The organism is Micromonospora sp. HUAS YX12 (assembly GCF_040215685.1).
In the GTDB taxonomy this organism is placed as follows: domain Bacteria; phylum Actinomycetota; class Actinomycetes; order Mycobacteriales; family Micromonosporaceae; genus Micromonospora; species Micromonospora tulbaghiae.
This window is the reverse complement of sequence record NZ_CP157974.1, coordinates 302,074-322,912: the sequence shown is the minus strand read 5'-3', so window position 1 is coordinate 322,912 and position 20,839 is coordinate 302,074. Positions and strand designations below refer to the sequence as shown.

Here is a 20,839-nt window from a genome sequence, read left to right as displayed (position 1 = left end):
GTCAGCTCGTGGGGGTGGGGCTCAGCGTCGTCGTACCCGGTGACGGCGACTGGGAGGGGCCGCGGGTCGGCGTCGGGGTGACCGGCACCTGGTCCCCCTTGGCCGGGTCGCGGATGACGTGCCGTTCCAGGTTGACCTGCGACTGCCCGGTGCCGCCCACGGTGATGTCGTCGTACGCCTGGAGCAGCTTCTGCTGGTCGAAGTAGAGCACCGTCATGGTCAGCGGGGTCGGCTTCTCGCCCTCCAGGCCGCGCAGCCCGGCCCCGCCGGTGGAACCCTGCACCATCAGCGTGGTCGGCTGCTTGCCCTCGACCTGCGGCAGCTTCGACACCTGCCGCGAGTGGGTGTGCCCGGAGAGCACCAGCGGACAGGCGCCGGAGAGCGGGCCGGCCGAGGCGGGGTCGTGGACGAGCGCGATGTCGACCTTGCGCGGCGACTTCTCGATCGTGGCGGCGAGCTTCTCGCCGGTGCCGATCACCTGGTCGGCGACGGCCGAGGTGAGGCCGCTGCCGGCCGGTGAGGTCTCCTTGTCCGGGGTGAAGCGGGGGTCGCCGATGCCGGCGATGGTCAGCCCGCCCACTGTCGTGACCGAATTGTTCAGCACGATCGCGTTCGGCTGCTGCGCCACGGCGGCGGCCGTGCGCGGCGAGTCGTGGTTGCCGCGGATGAACACGTACGGCTTCTTGAGCAGGCCGATCGAGCCGACGAACGACGCCTCCGGCTCGCTGCCCCAGTCGGTCATGTCGCCGGTGTCGATCACCACGTCGATGCCGAACTGCTCGACCACGGTGCGGATCAGCTGCCACCCGGTCGGGTTGAGGTGGATGTCCGACACGTGCAGCACCCGAGTGGTGCCCGGCGACGGCTGCACCACCGGCAGGGCGGAGACCGTCGTGTAGAGCTTGCTGACGTTGCCGACCAGCCGCTGGAGCTGCTCGGCGTACTTGGTGTAGTCGTTCGCGATCCGCCGCGCGTCACCGACGATCGCCGGCGCGTTGACCAGCAGGCCCTCGTACCGTGGCTCCTCGATCGCCTGCGGGCGCAGGGTGCTCGCGGCGACACCGAGGCTGCCGGCGGTCACGACCAGCGCCAGGCCGCCGGCCCAGGCGGTACGCCGGACGTCCCGGAAGACGAGCGCCGCCAGCAGCAGCGTGGCCAGCACGGTCGAGGCGAGCGTACGCAGCCCGAGCCGCATCACGCCGTCGCGGACGTCCTGGACCGCCGACTGGCTGGCCCGGCTGATGCTGGCCGGGTCGTCGATGAGCGCCTCGGTGCGCCCCTGGTCCAGCGAGCCCACCTCGACGGTCAGGTACGCCGGGCCGTCGTGGCTGTCCAGCAGCAGCGCGCCCAGCGGCGGGATGTCGACGGTGGTGCCGCCGCTGAGCGACGGGCTGAGCTTCAGCTCGGCCCGGAACGGGCCGATGTCGGTGCCGACGTGGCCGCCCGCGTACGTGCCGACCACGATGCCGCCGAGCGTGACCGCGAGCAGAGCCAGCACGACACCCAGCCGCCGCAGCCGGTGGCCGGGCCGCCACGCCGTCCAGCGGCGGGCGCGCCCGCGCTCCGGAGACGTCTCGTCCCCGGTGCGGTGCTGCTCGTTCTCGTGGCCGTCCATGCTGAGATCTTGACCTGCCCCTTGAGCGATCTTGGCAAACCCGTTGGGCCGGATCAGCTCCGGCCGGCGCCCCCGTCGGCGAAGACGAGCCGCAGGATGCGGTCGTCCTCGGCGGTGGGCGTACCCCGCCCGTCGCGGTTCGAGGTGCTCACCCAGAGCGAGCCGTCCGGCGCCGCCGCGGCGGCCCGTAGCCGACCGTACCGGCCGGTGAGCAGGTCGCGGGGCTGACCGAGGACGGCGCCGTTGCCGGCCAGCTCCACCAGCCACAGCCGCTGGCCGCGCAGGCAGGCGGCGACGAGCAGACGGTCCGCAGCCGCCAGGCCGGAACAGGAGGCGTCACCGGTGGGCCACTGCGTGATCGGGTTCACGTAGCGCCTGTCGTCGCCGCGCCCCTCGACCCGCGGCCAGCCGTAGTTGCCGCCCTTGTCGATCTGGTTGATCTCGTCCCAGGTGTTCTGGCCGAACTCCACCGCGTACATCTTCTTGTCCGCCGTCCAGGCGAAGCCCTGGACGTTGCGGTGACCGGTCGACCAGACCGGCGACCCGGCGGTGGGGTTGCCCGGCGCCGGTTTGCCGTCCGGCGTGATCCGCAGGATCTTGCCGCCGAGACTCTTGGCGTCCTGGGCGCTCTCGGTGCGCCCGGCGTCCCCGGTGCTCGCGTAGAGGTGGCCGTCCGGACCGAAGCCCAGCCCACCGCCGTTGTGCGTGCTCGACTTCGGGATGCCGGTCAGGATCGGCTTCGGCGCCTGCCCGAGCTGCATCTTCGCGATCCGGTTGTCGTCCTCGGCCGTGTAGTAGACGAAGACCGTGCGGTCCCGGGCGTACGCGGGGGAGACCGCGATGCCGAGCAGGCCGCCCTCCCCGCCGGCGGCCACGTCCGGCACGGTCTGCACCGGCCGGACGGCCAGCCCGTCCGGGCCGGACTCCGGGCCGACCTGGAGGATCCGTCCCTTGTCCCGCTCGGTCACCAGCGCCCCGCCGTCGGGCAGGAACGCGATGCCCCACGGCACCTCCAGCCCCTTGGCCAGCACGGTGGCCACCACCTGCCGGCCGGCCCCGCCGGGACTCGCGGTGCCGGACGGTGTCGGCAGGTTGGGCGGCGCGCCGGCCGGGTCCGGCTCGGGCTCGCCGAGGGCGCAGCCGGCGGCGCCCAGCAGCAGCGTCGCGCAGGACGCCGCCAGCGCCGCCCGGAGGCGGCTGACACGGGGGTACGCAAGACGCGGGCTCACCTGCCCGAGCCTAGCCGGGCGGACCGGCGAACCGGGCGTGCCGCGCGGGGGAGGTGCCGGTTCAGCCGGCCCGCAGCGCGAGCAGGGCGACGTCGTCCTCCCACTGGTGCGCGGCGGCGAGCAGCCGGTCGCAGAGCAGGTCCAGCGGTACGCCCGGCCCGCCGGCGCGGAGGTGGGCGAGCAGGTCGGCCTGCCCCTCGTCGATCGGCTGGTCCCGGCGCTCGATCAGCCCGTCGGTGTGCAGCAGCAGCGTGTCGCCGGGCGCGAGGGCCAGCGCCCGGCCGGTGCGCCGGGGCGGCCGGGCCAGGCCGAGCAGCGGCCCGCGACCGTCCGCCACCGAGACCGTGCCGTCGGCGCGGATCAGCAACGGCGGCGGATGTCCCGCATTGCACCAGGAGACGCGCAGCCCGCCGTCGGCCGGGCGGACCCGGGCCAGCACGGCGGTGGCGACAGTGGGCACCCGCAGCCCGCCCATGGCCCGGTCGAGGTGGGCCACCAGGTCCTCCACCGGATCGTCCCGCCCGTACGCGTTGCCCCGCACCAGGTTGCGCAACTGGCCCATGGTGGCCGCCGCCTCGATGTCGTGCCCGGCGACGTCGCCGATCGCGGCGATCAGTTCGCCGTCGGGCTGGACGAAGGCGTCGTACCAGTCGCCGCCCACCTCCACCCGGTCGGCGGCCGGCAGGTAGCGGGCGGCCAGCTCGATCCCCGGCACGGCCGGCAGGGTGGGCAGCATGCTGTGCTGGAGCACCTCGGCGACGTGGCGCTGCTCGCCGTAGAGGCGGCTGTTGCCGACCGCCTGGCCGGCGCGTACCCCGATGTCCTGCGCGGTGCGCAGGTCGCTCGCGTCGAAACCGCGCCGCCCCGGACGGTTGACCAGCGTGACGGCTCCGATGACCCGGTCCCCGGCGGCGGTGATCGGCACGGTCAGGTGGGAACCGACGCCGAGCCGTTCGGCGAGCGGCACCAGCTCCGGGTGCGTGGTGCCGCGCGCCACGTCGTCCAGGCCGGCCACGGCGCGCACCGCCGGCCGTCCGGTACGCAGCACCGACCGGATCTGCGACTCCGCGCCGAGCCCGGTGGTCAGCAGCTCGGCGAAGCGGGCCAGGTCGGCCTCGTGCTCGGCGTCCCGGTGTACGCCGGTGACGGTGCGCGGCCGGCCGGCCGGGTCGACGAGCGTGATCAGGCACCAGTCGGCGAGCAGCGGCACCATCGCGTGCCCGAGCCGGTCGACGGCAGTGGCCACGTCGAGTGTGCCGCCGAGCATCTCGCTCATCCCGGCCAGCATGGCGAGCCGGTCGTGCGCCTCCTCCGTGCGGCGGCGGGCCTGCTCGGCGCCGCGGACCGCGATGCGCAGCCGCAGTTCCGAGGAGCACGCGGCGGCCAGGTCGGCGAGCGTACGCAGCTGCTCCTTCGTCCAGGCCCGGGGCTTGCTGTCGATCGCGCACAGCGAGCCGAGCACCCGCCCGTCCAGGTCGGTCAGCGGCATGCCCGCGTACGCCACCACGCCCAGATCCTCGATGGCCAGGTTGAGGCGCACCCGGGGGTAGAGGCGGGCGTCGGGCAGCACCAGCGGCACCTCGATGTCGACGACGTGCTGGCAGAACGAGTGGCTCAGCGGCGTCTCCCGGCGGGCCGCCCACGGCTCCGGCAGCCCGGTCGCGCCGGGGAAGAACTGACGGTCGGCGTCCACCAGGGAGACGAGCGCGACAGGCACGTCCAGCAGGTCGCCGACCAGCCGCGCGAACCTGTCGAACGCCTCGTCGGGTACGGCGTCGAGCCGCGTCTCGCCGAGTGAGCGCAACCGGTCGGGGTCGGCGAGCGCCGGAATCGGCACGGACACCCGTCCCCGGCCGTCCTCGCTCATCGCCACCGCCCTCAGCAAGCGGAACACCCGACCGGCGTCCCGCTCTCGGTTATACCCCGCCGGGCTGTCACCGCATGCCTCGCGCGGTGTTCGTCACGGGTCACGCCGCGCCCGCCGGCCGGGGCCGATATCGTCGGCGGTCGTGAAGGCATGGATCCCGCACCCGGAGGGCCGCCGGTTGCTCGGCGAGCTGCCGCCCGGCGTCACCGTGGAGCTGCTGGACGACCCGCGGCGGCCTCCGTCGTCCCCGGCCGGGGTGCGGTTCTGGGTGCCGCCGTTCCTGTCCGGCCCGGACGCCGGCGCGCTCCTGGCCGAGCTGCCCGACGTCGAGGTGGTGCAACTGCTCTCCGCCGGGGCGGACGCCTGGGTGGGACGGATCCCCGACGGCGTGACGCTCTGCGACGCCCGGGGCGTGCACGACTCGCCCACCGCCGAATGGGTGGTCGCCGCGATCCTCGCCTCGCTGCGCGGGTTCGCGCCGCTGGCCCGGGCGCAGGCGCGGCGCGAGTGGGCGTACGACGAGGTGGCGCCCACCGACGAGCTGGCCGGCAAGCGGGTGCTGATCGTCGGCACCGGCTCGATCGGCACCGCGGTACGCGACCGGCTCGCCCCGTTCGAGGTGAGCTTCACGCTCGTGGCCCGGACGCCGCGCCCCGGCCAGGGCGTGCACGGGGTGGACGAGCTGCCCGCGCTGCTGCCCGAGGCGGACGTGGTGGTGCTGCTGGTGCCGCTGACCGAGCAGACCCGGGGCATGGTCGACGAACGTTTCCTCGCCGCGATGCCGGACGGCGCGCTGCTCGTCAACGCGGCCCGGGGGCCGGTGGCCCGCACCTCGGCGCTGGTCGCCGAGCTGTCCTCGGGCCGCCTGCGCGCGGCGATGGACGTCACCGACCCGGAACCGCTGCCCGCCGACCATCCCCTGTGGGAGCTGCCGAACGTGCTGCTCACTCCACACGTCGCCGGCTCGGTACGCGGGCTGCTGCCCCGCGCGTACCGCCTGGTGGGTGAGCAGTTGCGCCGGTACGTGGCCGGGGAGGAGCTGACGAACCGGGTGGTCGACGGCTACTGATCGCCGGCGGCGCTGCCGGTGCCTGGCAGCTCCTGCCCGGTGACGGCGACCAGCCGGGGCAGTTCGGTGGCGCGTACCGCCGGCAGCACCACGACCTCGCCGTCGTCGAGCCGGGCGACGGCCCGGCCCCGGGGGTCACCGGCGAGTTCGGCGACCCGGTTCCACGGCACCCGGCGCTGCCCGGCGAGCGCCCGCAGCCGCAGCTCCCGGGCGTCGGCGTCGGTGCCGGCCCGCCACGCCCAGACCGCGACGGCGAGCGGCACGAGCAGCACCCAGAGCAGCCACCAGCGGGCGGAGGCCAGGGGCAGCGCGCCGACGAAGGCGACGATCGCGGCGACCAGGATGGCCTGGTTGTGACGGAAGCGGACGGTATCGGCGCGGCTCACCCCCCGATGATCCCATCCGGCCAGTTCACGCCACCCCGCGGGCGTCCCCACCCCCACCCCCCCCACCCCCACCCCCACCCCCGCCCTCCCGCTGCCCGCCACTCCCGCTGCCCGCCGAGATCTTGGTACGGCTCCGCCCCTCCCAGGGCGGTTCGGTACCAAGATCTCCCCGGGAGAGGGCGCGGGCATGGCGGCGTCGATCTTGAACGGAGTTCGTCGCTGTGACGTCTGTTGATGTGATGGACGTCACTGGTGCGGTGACGTCACCGGGCGCTTCCGGGATCGTTTCTAGGCGTGGCCGCAGCGGTCCCCGCCGATGCGTCCCGTCCGCCCCGATCCCGCACGTCGTACCGCGTACCGCAACCGCACCGCCCCCGTGCCCCCTCACGAAGGCGACCGCCGTGCCCGTCCCACCTCCCGCCGCTCCCCGTCGGCGATCGGTCCTGCCCGATGCCGCCGTGTCGCTCACCGGCGCGGCCTTCCTCCTCACCGGCGTCGCCGGTGCCCTGCCCGGTCCCGCAGCCGCCGCGCTCGCCGTCGCCGGCGGCTTCGCCCTCGCCTGCGTCCGGCTCGCCTGGCTGGCCGGAGCCGCACCGACCGACCGTCCCGCAGCCAACGGTCGCCCCGCGCCGACGGATCCCGTCGCGTCGGCCGGTCGGCCCGCGTCGGCCGGCCGCACCGCGCCGGCGGGTGATCCCGTGCCGGACGGCGTTACCGCCGAGTCCGGGCGGCCGGCTTCGGAACGCGGTAGGCACGCGGAGCCCGGACGACGAGCCGCCGAACCCGGACCGCAGCCGGCTGTCACGTTCCGGTGGCACGTCGGCGAGGCGGTGGACAACGCCCTGGCGCATGGCACATCGGCGACCGGGCGGCGGGCGCGCCGGGCCGCCCTGTCCCGCCGGGTCGCCGCCATCCTCGACAGCGCCGTCCTGGTCGCCGGGCTCACCGTCGCGGTGCTGCCGCTGAGCGACGCCGCCCACCGGCTGCCGATCGCGCTGGCCGGGCTGTGCCTCACCGGGGCGCTGCACGTGACGGCCCTGCTGCGCCTGCCCGGCCGCTCCCGGCTGTCCGGTCCGGAGCTGGTGCGCCGTACCGTCGACGTGCTCGCACTCGGCGTCAGCCTGGTCTTCGCGGGCTGGATGCTGCTGCCGGGCGGCCCGGTCCCGGCCGTCGCCGGGATCGCCGCGGCGGGCGGCGCTGTGGTGCTCGCCGTGCTCGCGGTGGCGGCCGTCGCCGAACGCCGCCGCCGGCCGGGTGCCGCGCGCTGCCATGCCGGTGCGGCCCTGACGCTCGGCGGGCTGACGCTGCTCGTGGTGCTGCTGGCCTGCGACGCGGCGGATCGGGCGCTGCCGCTCGTCGCGGCGCCGCTGGTGGCCGGGGCGCTGCTCACCGCCGCCGGTGCCCGGCGTACCTCGGGCGGTGAGCGGCCGGGCCGGGACGTGGCGCCGGCCGCCTGGCCCCGGCTCACCGCGCCGGCCGGGATCGCCGCGCTGGCCGCCGGGATCCACCTGGGTACGGCGGGGGAGTTCAGCACCGCCGCGATGGCGCTGGGCCTGGCCGTCATTCCGCCGATCATGGTGGGTGAGCTGCTCGCCGCCGCCGACCAGCGCCGCCGGGTGCAACGGCTCGCGGCCCGCGAGGCGTGGTTGCGGCGCCGGCTCGGACCGGACGTCCGGGCGGCCGGGCCCGTGCCGCTGACGCGTGCGGATCTGGTCCGGGCGATGGCGGAACGCAGTGGTGGGGCCCTGCTCGTCGTCGACCTGCACGGGGTCGGTGGCGCGGTGCCGGAGGGACCGGTGCTCACCGAGGCCGGCCGCCGGCTGCGGGCGGGCTCCGAGACGCACGATCTGGTGGCCCGGCTCGGCGACACCGGGTACGCGGTCCTCACCGACGCCGGCCCGGTGCTCGCGTACGCGCTCGGCCTGCGGCTGCTGGCGGCGCTGGCCGAGCCGTACCCCCGGCCCGGTGGCGTCGCCCGGCTGGGGGTGAGCGTCGGGCTGGCCGAGACCAGCGGCGGCGATCCGGAGGACGTGCTGCGCCAGGCGGACCTGGCCCGCCGCCGGGCGGTGCAGCTCGGCCGGGACCGGGTCGAGTGGTACGACGCCTACCTGGAGGAGCAACTGGTCCGGCGCCTGGATCTGGAGCGGGAACTGCCCGGCGCGGTGGCGCGCGGTGAGCTGGACCTGGTCTACCAGCCGGTGGTGGCGCTCGCCGACCGGACGCCGGTGGGTACGGAGGCGTTGCTGCGCTGGCGCAGCCCGGCGCTGGGCACCGTGCTCCCGGCGGAGTTGCTGCCGGTGGCGGCCGACCTCGACCTGACCGGCGAGATCGGGCGGTGGGTGCTGGACCGGGCCTGCCGGCAGCTCGCCGCGTGGTCGGAGGGCGGCCGTGAGCTGTGGATGGCGGTCAACGTGACGCCGCGCGAGCTGGCCGCGCCGGACTTCGTGGCGCGTACCGCGACCGCGCTGGCCGCGTACGACGTGGCGCCGGAACGGCTGGTGGTGGAGGTGGCCGAGCCGGTGGTGGGCGCGGAGCCGGCCACTGTGGTGGCCCGGCTGGCCGGCTTGCGGTCGATCGGCGTGCGGATCGCGCTCGACGACTTCCGGGCCGAGCACGCCTCGCTCGCGCAGCTCCGCCGGCTGCCGATCGACCTGCTCAAGGTGGGGCCGCACCTGGTCGGTCCGGGCGGGGACGGTCAGCGTCCGCTGATCGACGTGGTGGCGAACCTGGCCGACCGGCTCGGCGTGGAGCTGGTGGTCGAGGAGCTGGAGTCGGAGGTGCAGGTGGCGGGCGCGCGGCGGGCCGGCTGCCGGTACGGCCAGGGCTTCGCGCTGGCCCGGCCGGCGACCGCCGAGCGGGTCGAGGCGTGGTTCGAGGAGTACCCGTCCACCGCTCGGTGAGCTGAACCGGTTCAGCGAGCTGTCGTACGAGGTGGGGCGGTGCTGCCGCGCGGCGTCAGGTGCGCGGTCTCGTCCTGCACGACGGCGGCCGGCTCGCCCGCGATCACGGCCAGGAGCTGCCGGGCGGCGTGCGCGCCGTACGCCGGTATGTCCCGGCCCAGCGCGGTCAGCGGCGGGTGCACCAGCCGGCAGAGCGGTGAGTCGTCCCAGGCGACGATGGACAGGTCGCCGGGTACGGTCAGGCCCATCTCCTGGGCCACCGAGAGCCCGGCGATCGCCATCACGTCGTTGTCGTAGATCACCGCGGTCGGCCGGGCGGCGGAGCTGAGCAGCCGGCGGGTGGCCCGCGCGCCCTCCTCGCCGGTGTAGTCGGACCAGACGGTGGACGCCTCGTCCAGCCCGAGCCGCCGGCACACGCCGGTGAACGCCTCGGTGCGGATCTCGGTGTGCAGCAGCGAGGGCAGCCCGCCCACCCGGGCGATGCGCCGGTGGCCGAGCGCGACCAGGTACTCCACGGTCTCGACCAGGGCCGCCGCGTCGTCGGACCAGACGCTCGCCAGGCCGCCGGTGTGCCCGGGCCCGCCGATCACCACCGCCGGCAGTTGCAGTTCCTCCAGCGCCGGCACCCGCCGGTCGTCGGTGCGCAGGTCGCACACGAGCACGCCGTCCACCCGGCGTTCGGCCCACCACCGCCGGTAGACCGCGATCTCGGCCTCCTGGTCGCTCACCACCTGGAGCGTCAGCGCGTACGAGCGGGCCGACAGTTCGGCCTCGACGCCGCTGATCAGTTCCATGAAGAACGGCTCGATGCCGAGTATCCGGGCGGGCCGGCACAGCGCCAGCCCGACCGCCTTGGCGGTGGCGCCGGACAGCGCGCGGGCGGCGCTGCTGGGCCGGAACCCGATCTCGGCGGCGATGGCGAGGATCCGCCGGCGGGTCGCCTCGGAGACACCGGGCTGCCCGTTGAGCGCGTACGACACCGCGCCCTTGGAGACCCCGGCGCGCCGGGCGACGTCGGCGATGGTCGGCCGCTTCACCGAAGCGTTCCTCCACTGTGTCCGGCCCTCGCGGGCGATCTCGGTCGCCGGATCACCGGCGTCTGGTGACGCTACTGCACGCCGCGCCGGGCCCGGATGCCACCGGCGGTGGCCGCGGACGGCATCGGGCGCGCCGTCGCTTGTGCGGTTCAGCTTAGAGCGCCGACTGTCCGGCACCTGCCGTGAACGGACCTGAACCGCAGTCGTGAGCGGGGACGAGGTTACCGGACGAGCACATCGGTAACCGCCCGTTGACAGCCCCGAAGGTGAACCGTACGGTGGCTTCACTTATCCGGTTCAGTCAACGTTCCTCGATATCGGGAGCGTTCCCATTCGGCGCGGAGGATGACATGAAACGGTCCTGGACGCACCTGGCGCGCGTGGCCGCCGTCGGTGCCGTCAGCCTGGTCATGGTCGCCGCATGCAGCGGCAGGAGCACCACCGGCGGCTCGGACTCGGCCGGTGGGCAGGTCACGCTGAAAATCAACTTCTGGGGCGACTTCGGGCTCCAGGATCTGAAGGCCAAGTACGAGGCCGAGCACCCCAACGTCAAGATCCAGCTCAACTCCGGTGAGTACAACGCCCAGCACGAGGACCTGCAGAAGAAGCTGGTCGCGGGCAACGGGGCGCCGGACATCGCGGCGATCGACGAGGGCTTCATGGTCCAGTTCCGCAGCCAGTCCGACAAGTTCGTCAACCTGCTCGACAAGGGCGCCGGCTCGTACGAGAGCAAGTACCTGCCCTGGAAGTGGAAGCAGTCGCTGTCGGCCGACGGCAAGACGCAGATCGGCCTCGGCACCGACGTCGGCGGCCTGGCCATGTGCTACCGCACCGACCTGTTCAAGGCCGCCGGCCTGCCCACCGAACGCGACCAGGTGTCCGCGCTCTGGCCCACCTGGGACAGGTTCATCGAGGTCGGCCAGCAGTACACCGCCGCGACGAAGAAGAAGTTCATCGACGCCGGCACCAACCTGTTCAACCCGATCCTCGGCCAGCAGCCGGTCGGCTTCTACGACGAGCAGGACCAGCTCCGGATGGAGCAGGGCCCGAAGGTGGCGTTCGACTACACGGTCAAGGCGGTCGGCGCCGGGCTCTCGGCCAACCTGGTCAGCTTCCAGGCCGACTGGGACAAGGGCTTCACCAGCGGCGCGTTCGCGGTGCTCGCCTGCCCGGCCTGGATGCTCGGCCATATCAAGGACACCGCGCCCGGCACCGAGGGCAAGTGGGACATCGCCGCGGTACCCGGTGGCGGCGGCAACTGGGGCGGCTCCTTCCTGACGCTGCCCAAGCAGGGCAAGAACGTCGACGAGGCGTACAAGCTGCTGACCTGGCTGGTCGCGCCGGAGCAGCAGATCGAGATCTTCAAGAAGGTCGGCAACCTGCCGTCGCAGCCGGCGCTGTACGCCGACCCGGCCATCGCCGACTTCAAGAACCCGTTCTTCAACGACGCCCCGGTCGGCCAGATCTTCCCGAAGATGGCGCAGGGCCTCACCCCGCAGTACCTGGGCCGGAAGAACGGCCCGACCCGGGTGGCGGTGGAGAACGTGATCCGGCGGGTGGAGAACAAGTCGCTCAAGTCCGACGCCGCCTGGTCCGAGGCGGTCAAGGAGGCCGAGAAGGCCGCCAAGTCCTGACGTGTCAGCGGTGGCGGGGCGGCCCGGTCCGCCCCGTCACCGTCCGATCTCCCGGCCCTGGAGTGAACCGATGTCCAGCACCCGTGCCGCGCCCGCGCCGCCCGGCCGCCCACCCGCGCGCAAGCGCGGCCGTACGGCGGCCGGTGACCGGCGGATGACCTGGCGCGACCGGCTGTACCGCTTCGACATGCGGTACATGCCGTACCTCATGATCGCGCCGTTCTTCCTGCTCTTCGTGGTGTTCGGGCTGTTCCCGCTGCTGTTCAACGCGGTCGTGTCGCTGCGCAACTACCGGCTGGACGACCCGACGCTGCCGTACTGGGCCGGCGCCGGGAACTTCAGCCGCCTGATCGCCGACGAGGACTTCTGGAACGCCCTCTACAACACATTCGGCATCTTCCTGCTCTCCACCGTGCCGCAACTGCTGCTCGCGCTGCTCGTCGCGTCGCTGCTCAACCGCAGGCTGCGGGCGCAGACCTGGTGGCGGGTGGGCGTGCTGCTGCCGTACGTGACACCGATCGTGGCCTCGACGATGGTGTTCAGCGTCTTCTTCTCCCGCGACTTCGGCATGGCGAACTGGGCGCTCGGCCTGCTCGGCATCGGCGGCCCGGACGACCCGATCGACTGGCGGGCGGACAAGCTGCACGCCTGGATCGCCATCGCCACCATGGTCAACTGGAAATGGATCGGCTACAACGCGCTGCTCTACCTGGCCGCCATGCAGTCCATCCCCCGCGACGTCTACGAGGCCGCGGCGATCGACGGCGCCGGGCCGTGGAAGCAGCTCTGGCGGATCACCGTGCCGATGATCCAGCCGGTGGTCCTGTTCACGGTCATCCTGTCCACCATCGGCGGGTTGCAACTGTTCACCGAGCCGATGCTGTTCGACCCGAACGCGCAGGCCGCGACCGGCGGGCCGGACGGCGAGTGGCAGACCATCGCCCAGCTCATCTACAAGGTCGGCTGGAAGGACCTCAACCTCGGGTACGCCGCCGCGATGTCCTGGGCGCTGTTCCTGATCATCCTGATCGTGGCCGGCCTCAACTACCTGCTGACCAACCGACTCTCCGGAGGCCGCCGGTGACGACGCGACGCGTGGTGGCCCGGGCGCCACAGGACACCCCGGCCGGGCTGTGGACCTACCTGCTGCTCGCGGTGAGCATGCTGTTCGCCGCGTTCCCGCTCTACTGGATGTTCGTCATCGCCACCAGCGACGACGAGGCGCTGGCGAAGCTGCCCCCGGCGGTGATCCCCGGCGACCGTTTCCTGACCAACGTCGACGAGGTCTTCTCCCTCCAGGACGTCTACTTCGCCGCGTCGCTCGTCAACAGCGTCATCGTCTCCGCCGTGGTGACCGCCTCCGTGCTGTTCTTCTGCTCGCTGGCCGGGTTCGCCTTCGCCAAGCTGCGCTTCCGGGGCAGCCGCGCACTGATGCTGTTCGTGGTGCTCACGCTCACCGTGCCCAACCAGCTCGGCATCGTCGCGCTCTACATCGTGATGGGCAGGCTCGGCTGGAACGGCACGCTGCTCGCGGTCATCGCGCCCGGCCTGGTCACCGCGTTCGGCGTGTTCTACATGCGGCAGTTCATCGTGAACACCGTCCCGGACGAGCTGATCGAGTCCGCCCGGGTCGACGGCGCCACGACCATGCGGGTGTACGCGACGATCGTGCTCCCGGCGATCCGCCCGGCCCTGGCGGTGCTCGGCCTGCTCACGTTCGTGGCCACCTGGAACGACTTCCAGTGGCCGCTGATCACGCTCAGCGGCACCGACTACCCGACGTCGATGGTGGCGGTCTCCGACCTGGCCAGCGGCAACTACGTGATCTACCGGCGGGTGCTCGCGGGCGCGTTCATCGCCACCGTCCCCCTGCTGGTCATGCTGTTCATCGGTGGACGTCAGATCGTCCGCGGAATCATGGAAGGCGCGGTGAAGTCGTGAGCCGTCGAACGCTGCTGCACGAGGGGTGGACGCTGCGGGCCGAGCCCGGTCCGGCGGTGCCACCGGAGATCGCCGGGACGGCGGTGCCGGCCACACTCCCCGGTTGCGTCCACACCGACCTGCTCGCGGCGGGCCTCATCCCCGACCCGTACCGGGACGACAACGAGAACCGCCTCACCTGGATCGGCCGCACCGACTGGGTCTACGAGACCACGTTCACCTGGCGCCCCGGCGACGACGACCGGGTCGACCTGGTCTGCGCCGGCCTGGACACGGTCGCCACCGTCACGCTCAACGGCGTCGAGGTCGGCCGCACCGAGAACCAGCACCGCTCGTACCGCTTCGGCGTCCGCGCGCTGCTGCGCCCGGACGGCAACACCCTGGCCGTACGCTTCGACTCCCCGTACCGGTACGCCGAGGCGCACCGGGACCGGCTCGGTGACCGGCCGAACGCGTACCCGGAGCCGTTCCACTTCATCCGCAAGACCGCCTGCAACTTCGGCTGGGACTGGGGACCGACGCTCGTCACCGCCGGCGTCTGGCAGGAGATCGGCCTGCACGCCTGGTCCACCGCCCGGCTCGCGTCGGTCCGGCCGCTGGTCACGGTGGTCGACGGGACCGGCCGGGTGGAGCTGCGCGCCGAGGTCGAGCGGGCCGCCGACGAGCCGCTGACCGTCCGCGCCGCCGTCGCGGGGGTCATCGCCGAGGTCGCCGTACCGGCCGGGGAACGGACCGCCGTCGTGACGCTCACCGTCGCGGACCCCGCGCTGTGGTGGCCGGTCGGGTACGGCGACCAGCCGCTCCACGACCTCGACGTGAGCCTGCACGGCGCCGACGGCCGGGAGCTGGACGTCGCGTCCCGGCGGATCGGGTTCCGCTCGGTACGGCTCGACACCACGCCCGACGCCCACGGCACCCCGTTCGCGCTGCACGTCAACGACGTGCCGGTGTTCGTCCGGGGCGTCAACTGGATCCCCGACGACGCGTTCCCGAATCGGGTCACCCGGGAGCGCCTGGCGCAGCGGTTCGCCCAGGCGGCCGGCGCGAACGTCAACCTGCTGCGCGTCTGGGGCGGCGGCCGGTACGAGTCGGACGACTTCTACGAGCTGGCCGACTCCCTCGGGCTGCTGGTGCAGCAGGACTTCCTGTTCGCCTGCGCGGCGTACCCGGAGGAGGAACCGTTCCGCACCGAGGTCGAGGCGGAGGCGCGGGAGCAGGTGACGCGCCTGGCCGGGCACCCCTCGCTGGTGCTCTGGACCGGCAACAACGAGAACATCTGGGGCTGGCACGACTGGGACTGGCAGGAACCCCTGGCCGGGCGCACCTGGGGACGCGGCTACTACCTGGAGCTGCTGCCGGAGATCGTCGGCGAGCTGGACCCGACGGTCCCGTACTGGCCGGGTAGCCCCTGGTCGGGCAGCGAGGACGTCCACCCCAACGACCCGGCGCACGGCACCACGCACATCTGGGACGTGTGGAACACCGACGACTACACGCGCTACCGGGACTACGTGCCCCGGTTCGTGGCCGAGTTCGGTTACCAGGCGCCGCCCGCGTACGCGACGCTGCGCCGGTCCCTCTCCGACGATCCGCTCGCGCACGACTCGCCGGGCATGGCGCACCACCAGAAGGCGGCCGACGGGGACCGCAAGCTCCAGCGCGGGCTGGACGCGCACCTGCCGCCGCCCGCCGGCTTCGACGACTGGCACTACCTCACCCAGCTCAACCAGGCCCGCGCCATCCAGCTCGGCGTGGAGCACTTCCGCTCGTACCGGCCGGTCTGCACCGGCACCGTCGTGTGGCAGCTGAACGACTGCTGGCCGGTCACGTCCTGGTCGGCGATCGACGGCGACGGGCGCCGCAAACCCCTGTGGTACGCGCTGCGCCGCGCCTACGCCGACCGGCTGCTGACGGTGCAGCCGCGCGACGGCGGGCTGGCGCTGGTGGCGGTGAACGACACCGCCGACGCGTGGAGCGGGCCGGCCACCGTCACACGGCTGACCCTCACCGGGGAGCCGAGGGCGAAGACCTCGGTCGACCTCGACGTCCCGGCGTACTCCTCGGTGGTGCTGGCGCTGCCGGCGGAGCTGGCGCGGCCGGACGACGGCCGCGCGGAACTGCTCGTCGCGGACGCCGGGGACGCCGCGGAGCGCGCGCTGTGGTTCTTCGCCGAGGACCGCGACGTGCGGTGGCCCGCGGCGCAGTGGGACGCGACCGTCGAGCCGGCCGACGGCGGCCGGCGGGTCCGGGTGACCGCCCGGACGGTGCTGCGCGACCTGACGCTGTTCCCTGATCGCCTCGATCCGGCCGCGCAGGTGGACCGGGCCCTGGTGACGCTGCTGCCGGGGGAGAGCGCGACGTTCACCGTGCACGCGCCCGGCCCGCTCGACGCGGGCGCGCTCACCCGCCGCCCGGTGCTGCGCTGCGTCAACGACCTCGTCTGAGGGGTCACACCCCCATCTCCGTCGATTTGAAGATTTCTGCAAGTGCTAAAGTCTTCAGAGTCGTCGGAGGGGTGAGTCGTGTCGGTGCCGCTGTACCAGGCCAAGGCGGAGCTGTTCCGCACCCTCGGACACCCCGTCCGCATCCGGGTGCTCGAACTGCTCCAGGACGGGCCCAAGCCGGTCCGCGACCTGCTCGCGGCCATCGACGTGGAGGCGTCGAACCTCTCCCAGCAGCTCGCCGTGCTGCGCCGCGCCGGCATGGTCACCTCGTACCGGGACGGCCCGCTGGTGATGTACGCGCTCAGCACCCCCGACGTGGCCGACCTGCTCGCCGCCGGACGGCGCATCCTCGGCGCGGTCCTCACCGACCGCGACGCGCTGCTGGACGAGCTGCGGGCCTCCGGGACGGACCGGTGAGCGCGGCTGCCCTTCGCGCCGGTGACCTCGTCCGGCAGGCGGGCCGGCTGTTCCACGGGCTGCTGCCCGGCCGGGCCGACTGGGCGGCAGCGCGCCGCTCACCCCGGCGTGACCTGCTCGCCGGGCTCACCGTCGCCGTGGTGGCGCTGCCGCTGGCGCTCGCCTTCGGCGTCACCTCCGGGCTCGGCGCGCAGGCCGGCCTGGTCACCGCCGTGGTCGCCGGAGCGGTCGCGGCGGTCTTCGGCGGCTCCAACCTCCAGGTCTCCGGTCCCACCGGGGCCATGACTGTCGTGCTGGTGCCGGTGGTGCAGCAGTTCGGCGCCGGTGGCGTGCTGATGGTCGGCGCGCTGGCCGGGCTGATCCTGATCGCGCTCGCGGTGGCCCGCCTCGGCCGGTACGTCCGCTACCTGCCGTCCCCGGTGATCGAGGGCTTCACCGCCGGCATCGCCGTGGTGATCGCGCTGCAACAGGTTCCGGCCGCGCTCGGCGTCACCGGCGCGCACGGTGAGAAGGTGTGGGCGGTGGCCGCCGACGCGGTCGCCCGGTTCGCCGCGCAGCCCCGGCCCGCCGCGATCGCTTTGGCGCTCGGCGTGGCGGCGCTGATGCTGCTCGGCGGCCGGTGGCGGCCCGCCGTGCCGTTCTCCCTGGTCGGGGTGGCTGCCGCGACGATCCTCGCCGAGCTGGCCCCGATCGACCTGGCCCGGATCGGCGAGCTGCCGCAGGGGCTGCCCGCGCCGTCGCTGGACTTCGTGGACCTCGGCGCGCTGGGCGTGCTGCTGCCGAGCGCCCTGGCCGTGGCCGCGCTCGCCGCCCTGGAGAGCCTGCTCTCCGCCACGGTGGCGGACGGCATGACGGTCGGCGAGCGGCACGACCCGGACCGGGAACTGTTCGGCCAGGGCCTGGCCAACCTCGCCTCCCCGGTGTTCGGCGGCATCCCGGCGACCGCCGCCATCGCCCGTACGGCGGTGAACGTGCGCGCCGGGGCGTCCTCGAAGCTGGCCGCGCTCACCCACGCGGTCGCCCTCGCCGCGATCGTGCTCGCCGCCGCTCCGCTCGTCGGGCGCATCCCGCTGGCCGCCCTGGCCGGGGTGCTGCTCGCCACCACGGTACGGATGGTGGAGGCGGCCTCCCTGCTGGCGCTGATGCGGGCCACCCGGGCCGACGCGGTGGTGCTGGTGCTGACGTTCGCCGTCACTGTCATCTGGGATCTGGTGACGGCAGTGGTCGTCGGGCTCGCCGTCGCTGTGGTCCTCGCGCTGCGCGCGGTGGCCCGCAGCGCCAAGCTGGAACAGGTGCCGCTGGACGCGGGCGAGCACAGCGCCGAGGAGCACGCGCTGCTCGCCGAGCACATCGTCGCGTACCGGCTGGACGGGCCGCTCTTCTTCGCCGCCGCGCACACGTTCCTACTGGAGCTGGCCGAGGTGGCCGACGTACGGGTGGTGATCCTGCGCATGTCCCGTGTCTCCACCATCGACGCGACCGGCGCCCAGGTGCTCGGCGACGCCATCGCCCGGCTGCGCGCCCGGGGGATCACGGTGCTGATCTCCGGCATCACCCCCGGCCACGACCAGGTGCTCAGCACGCTCGGCGTCGCCGACGAACTGCGCCGCGAGGGCCTGGTGTTCGCGGACACCCCGGCCGCCATCCGGTACGCCCGGAGTGTCGCCCTCGCCGCGAGCCCGGCCTAGGCTTTCGTCACCTCGGCGTCCACCTCCTCCTGCTTCCGCACGCCGAAGACGATCAGGTAGCCGAGGATCCAGACCTCGCCCACTGTCGCGGGGACCACCAGCAGGTCGCCGGCGATGCCGGCGCCGGGGGCGAGGTACGCGACGAACGTCATGAGCACGTAGCCGGCACCGCCGGCGACGAGAACCCAGCCCAGCGGCCGGGGCAGCCGGCCCGACCGGAGCACGCACCAGCCCATCGGCACCAGCCAGAGGCCGAAGAAGAGCCCGCCCACCTCCCACAGGTTCCCGCTGACCAGGTAGAGCATCTGGACGGTGCCGGCGTCGCCCGGTCCGCCGGTCGCGACCTGCAGAGCCGTCGCGAGGACGGCGGCGCTGCCGAGGATCGCGACGGCGTTGACCAGCCCGAAGGCGGCGATGCTGCCCGCGGCGGTGCCGTCGACGGTACGGAACAGGCGGTAGAACCAGACGGCGGTGAGCGTCTGGGTGAGGACGACCAGCAGTTCGAGCGCGATGCCGGCGCGTGCCAGCGACTCGTGGGCCACCAGGTTGGCGAGCGTCGCGCCCGCGTCGTCGGCGTCGAAGATCATGGGACGGACGGTGAGGAACCCCAGCGCGCCGGTGACGGCGAGCCCGAGGTAGAACAGCCCGGTCACGCGGGCGGTACGGATCAGCTGGTGCATGGCGGCTCCTCGGGGGTGGTCGACGTGCCGTGGCTGGATCGCCTTACGTCGTAAGGCCAACCATACGTTGTAAGGTCAAGGGAGATGGGAAGCCGGATGGGAGCGAGGAAGCCTCGGGAGCCGCTGAGCCGCGAGCGAGCCCTGGCCAGCGCGATCGCCCTGGTGGACGCCGAGGGGATGGCGGCGCTCACGATGCGCCGGCTCGCCGCCGAACTCGGCGTCGAGGCGATGTCGCTCTACCACCACCTACCGGGCAAGGCCGGGCTGCTCGACGGCCTCGTGGACGCCGTCACCGCGGAGATCATCGCAGCCGCCGAGCGGGCCGAGGCGGACGCGCCGGGCGGGGACTGGCGAACCCGGCTGCGGCTGCGCTTCCTCGCCGCGCGTGCGGTCATGCTGCGGCACCCGTGGGCCCCGGCGCTGCTCAGCTCCCGCCCGACCGTCCCCGGCGGGGTGTACGCCTACTACGACGGCATCCTCGCCACCCTCGTCGACGGCGGCTTCTCGTACCGGATCGCCCACCGGGCGCTGCACGCGTTCGGCAGCCTGGCGCTCGGCTTCGCGCAGGAGGTGTTCCGGCCGGATGCGGGCGGAGAGGCCGACGCGGACGCGGCGGAGGCCGAGCTGATGGCGCTGGCCGAACGGCTGCCGCACCTGACCGCGATGGTCGCCGCCGAGACGCACGGCGCGGCGGATCCCACTCTGGGGTGGTGCGACAGCCAGACCGAGTTCGAGTTCACCCTCGACCTGCTCTTCGACGGCCTGGAGCGACACCGGCCGCGCGCCTGAAATCCGTCGGGTGGAACGTCCGGCCCTGACGGACAGGCGCGGGCGTCGCTCGACGGTCTTCGGACGGGCGGGTTCGGGCGACGCCGGGCGGGTACCAGGACGGCATGACTGATCCGGTTGAGCTGTCCGAACTGCACGCCGGAGGCGCCGACCTCGACGACGTCACCCCGGACGAGCCGCACGCGGACCTGGACGGAACCGACGAGAACTCACCGGCGGAGTTCGGCCTGCCGATCGACGGCACCGCCCCGGCCGAGGAGGATCCCACCCAGTCCTGACGCGCCGTGAGTGGAACGTCATGGGTGTCAAACGGGGCCGTAGACACCCATGACGTTCCACCCGACGGCTGTGAAGGTCGAGAGCGCTAGTTGGGCAGAGCGGCGAGGCCGGCCAGCAGTTCCCACCGCTCGGCCTCGGTGAGCACCGCGTACGCCGGTTCGTCGCGGCGGTCGGTGTCCGCCTCGATCGCCGCGCGTTGCGGGCCGTCCGGCAGCGCACGGATCTCGTCGGCGGTCAGCCCGGCGGCCCGCCACGCGGCCCTGTGCGCGTCGGCGCGGTGGTGGCGCAGCGAGCCCAGCCGGGTCACGAGCAGCAGCGCCGGGGAGGCGCCCTCCGGCTCGTACGGCGGCGACATCGCCCGGAACGCCGGCCCGCCGGTGGCCTGCGCGTGCGTCAGCACGCGGCCGGCCAGGTCGGCGAGGCGGGGCACGATGCTCAGGCCGGGCAGCACCCCGGGCAGCATGGTCCACAGTTCCTCGGCGGCCTCACCGGTGGCCCGCTGGGCGAACAGCGCCAGCTCGCGGCCGAGGTCGGTGAGGTGCCAGGCGCCCTCGGCGTCCCGGACGACGACGCCCTGCGCCAGTTCCTCGTCCATGCTGCCGGAGGTGTAGATCAGGCCGTCGGCCAGCGCCCCGGCCGGCATCGGCCGGGCCAGCACACCGGAGAAGAAGCTGTTCTCCGCGCCGAGTGTGCAGCCCCGCTGGGCGTAGAACGCCTCCATCCGGGCGCGGGCTGCCCAGCGGGCGCCCACGTACACCCGGTCGATCGCCGGCCGGACCAGTCGCGCGTAGCTCACCGTCGTCTCCACGCCGCCGGATGTTACCGGCGCGCGGGCGTTAAGAAGGGCCCCCTCCTCTACCGGAG

17 protein-coding genes are annotated in these 20,839 nt (G+C 73.7%); 10 read left to right on the top strand and 7 right to left on the bottom strand.

Annotation, left to right across the window (positions count from 1 at the left end; all coding sequences use genetic code 11):
* Window position 1: 1 nt before the first annotated feature.
* From ABIH81_RS01550 to ABIH81_RS01540, 3 genes are all read right to left on the bottom strand, one after another.
* Window positions 2-1,615, bottom strand: coding sequence for a metallophosphoesterase (locus ABIH81_RS01550; protein WP_349878669.1), 1,614 nt, complete (start codon window positions 1,613-1,615; stop codon window positions 2-4).
* 53 nt (window positions 1,616-1,668) lie between these two features.
* Window positions 1,669-2,844, bottom strand: a complete 1,176-nt coding sequence (locus tag ABIH81_RS01545) for a PQQ-dependent sugar dehydrogenase (RefSeq protein ID WP_349878668.1) — start codon at window positions 2,842-2,844, stop codon at window positions 1,669-1,671.
* A gap of 61 nt (window positions 2,845-2,905) precedes the next feature.
* Window positions 2,906-4,711 (bottom strand): SpoIIE family protein phosphatase, encoded by a 1,806-nt coding sequence (locus ABIH81_RS01540; RefSeq protein ID WP_349878667.1) that lies wholly within the window; start codon window positions 4,709-4,711, stop codon window positions 2,906-2,908.
* Between the two features lie 142 nt (window positions 4,712-4,853).
* Between ABIH81_RS01540 and ABIH81_RS01535 the strand changes: the two genes are divergently transcribed.
* Entirely contained in the window at window positions 4,854-5,780 is a 927-nt protein-coding gene (locus ABIH81_RS01535; protein WP_349878666.1) for a 2-hydroxyacid dehydrogenase, read from the top strand.
* Here the strand turns inward: ABIH81_RS01535 and ABIH81_RS01530 are convergent.
* On the bottom strand, window positions 5,774-6,166 hold the full coding sequence (locus ABIH81_RS01530) for a PH domain-containing protein (protein ID WP_349878665.1): 393 nt from the start codon (window positions 6,164-6,166) through the stop codon (window positions 5,774-5,776). The two genes, ABIH81_RS01535 and ABIH81_RS01530, sit on opposite strands and share 7 nt — an antisense overlap.
* A 458-nt stretch (window positions 6,167-6,624) precedes the next feature.
* Between ABIH81_RS01530 and ABIH81_RS01525 the strand changes: the two genes are divergently transcribed.
* The gene (locus ABIH81_RS01525) at window positions 6,625-9,066 is read left to right on the top strand and encodes an EAL domain-containing protein (protein WP_349878664.1); all 2,442 of its coding nucleotides are present in this window, start codon (window positions 6,625-6,627) and stop codon (window positions 9,064-9,066) included.
* Between the two features lie 11 nt (window positions 9,067-9,077).
* Here the strand turns inward: ABIH81_RS01525 and ABIH81_RS01520 are convergent, their stop codons facing one another.
* The gene (locus ABIH81_RS01520; protein WP_349878663.1) at window positions 9,078-10,103 is read right to left on the bottom strand and encodes a LacI family DNA-binding transcriptional regulator; all 1,026 of its coding nucleotides are present in this window, start codon (window positions 10,101-10,103) and stop codon (window positions 9,078-9,080) included.
* A gap of 350 nt (window positions 10,104-10,453) precedes the next feature.
* Between ABIH81_RS01520 and ABIH81_RS01515 the strand changes: the two genes are divergently transcribed.
* The 6 genes from ABIH81_RS01515 to ABIH81_RS01490 all read left to right on the top strand — a co-directional run bounded on the left by ABIH81_RS01515 (window position 10,454) and on the right by ABIH81_RS01490 (window position 18,227).
* Window positions 10,454-11,737 carry an extracellular solute-binding protein gene (locus tag ABIH81_RS01515; protein ID WP_349878662.1) on the top strand — a complete coding sequence of 428 codons (1,284 nt, stop codon included), beginning with the start codon at window positions 10,454-10,456 and terminating at the stop codon, window positions 11,735-11,737.
* 70 nt (window positions 11,738-11,807) lie between these two features.
* The gene (locus ABIH81_RS01510; protein WP_349878661.1) at window positions 11,808-12,821 is read left to right on the top strand and encodes a sugar ABC transporter permease; all 1,014 of its coding nucleotides are present in this window, start codon (window positions 11,808-11,810) and stop codon (window positions 12,819-12,821) included.
* A complete protein-coding gene (locus ABIH81_RS01505; protein ID WP_349878660.1) occupies window positions 12,818-13,678 on the top strand; it encodes a carbohydrate ABC transporter permease in 861 nt (286 codons plus the stop codon). Before ABIH81_RS01510 ends, ABIH81_RS01505 begins: the two co-directional genes overlap by 4 nt.
* Window positions 13,675-16,122, top strand: a complete 2,448-nt coding sequence (locus ABIH81_RS01500; RefSeq protein ID WP_349878659.1) for a glycoside hydrolase family 2 protein — start codon at window positions 13,675-13,677, stop codon at window positions 16,120-16,122. The genes ABIH81_RS01505 and ABIH81_RS01500 overlap by 4 nt, the downstream gene beginning before the upstream one ends.
* A 78-nt stretch (window positions 16,123-16,200) precedes the next feature.
* On the top strand, window positions 16,201-16,539 hold the full coding sequence (locus ABIH81_RS01495; protein ID WP_013284484.1) for a metalloregulator ArsR/SmtB family transcription factor: 339 nt from the start codon (window positions 16,201-16,203) through the stop codon (window positions 16,537-16,539).
* Window positions 16,536-18,227 carry a SulP family inorganic anion transporter gene (locus ABIH81_RS01490; protein ID WP_349878658.1) on the top strand — a complete coding sequence of 564 codons (1,692 nt, stop codon included), beginning with the start codon at window positions 16,536-16,538 and terminating at the stop codon, window positions 18,225-18,227. Before ABIH81_RS01495 ends, ABIH81_RS01490 begins: the two co-directional genes overlap by 4 nt.
* Here the strand turns inward: ABIH81_RS01490 and ABIH81_RS01485 are convergent.
* A complete protein-coding gene (locus ABIH81_RS01485; protein WP_349878657.1) occupies window positions 18,224-18,907 on the bottom strand; it encodes a DUF4386 domain-containing protein in 684 nt (227 codons plus the stop codon). The genes ABIH81_RS01490 and ABIH81_RS01485 overlap by 4 nt on opposite strands.
* An 84-nt stretch (window positions 18,908-18,991) precedes the next feature.
* On the opposite strand from ABIH81_RS01485, the gene ABIH81_RS01480 reads away from it, so the two are divergent.
* Both ABIH81_RS01480 and ABIH81_RS01475 read left to right on the top strand, forming a co-directional pair.
* A complete protein-coding gene (locus ABIH81_RS01480; protein WP_349878656.1) occupies window positions 18,992-19,696 on the top strand; it encodes a TetR/AcrR family transcriptional regulator C-terminal domain-containing protein in 705 nt (234 codons plus the stop codon).
* A 104-nt stretch (window positions 19,697-19,800) separates the two neighbouring features.
* Entirely contained in the window at window positions 19,801-19,974 is a 174-nt protein-coding gene (locus ABIH81_RS01475) for a hypothetical protein (protein WP_349878655.1), read from the top strand.
* A gap of 86 nt (window positions 19,975-20,060) precedes the next feature.
* Here the strand turns inward: ABIH81_RS01475 and ABIH81_RS01470 are convergent, their stop codons facing one another.
* Window positions 20,061-20,783, bottom strand: a complete 723-nt coding sequence (locus tag ABIH81_RS01470) for a hypothetical protein (protein WP_349878654.1) — start codon at window positions 20,781-20,783, stop codon at window positions 20,061-20,063.
* Between the last annotated feature and the right edge of the window lie 56 nt (window positions 20,784-20,839).

What these genes read in the sequence shown, in the direction of transcription:
- ABIH81_RS01550 (WP_349878669.1), bottom strand. Translation starts at nt 1,615, where the DNA reads ATGGACGGCCACGAGAACGAGCAGCACCGCACCGGGGACGAGACGTCT.
- ABIH81_RS01540 (WP_349878667.1), bottom strand. Translation starts at nt 4,711, where the DNA reads ATGAGCGAGGACGGCCGGGGACGGGTGTCCGTGCCGATTCCGGCGCTC.
- ABIH81_RS01515 (WP_349878662.1), top strand. Translation starts at nt 10,454, where the DNA reads ATGAAACGGTCCTGGACGCACCTGGCGCGCGTGGCCGCCGTCGGTGCC.
- ABIH81_RS01510 (WP_349878661.1), top strand. Translation starts at nt 11,808, where the DNA reads ATGTCCAGCACCCGTGCCGCGCCCGCGCCGCCCGGCCGCCCACCCGCG.
- ABIH81_RS01485 (WP_349878657.1), bottom strand. Translation starts at nt 18,907, where the DNA reads ATGCACCAGCTGATCCGTACCGCCCGCGTGACCGGGCTGTTCTACCTC.
- ABIH81_RS01480 (WP_349878656.1), top strand. Translation starts at nt 18,992, where the DNA reads ATGGGAAGCCGGATGGGAGCGAGGAAGCCTCGGGAGCCGCTGAGCCGC.
- ABIH81_RS01475 (WP_349878655.1), top strand. Translation starts at nt 19,801, where the DNA reads ATGACTGATCCGGTTGAGCTGTCCGAACTGCACGCCGGAGGCGCCGAC.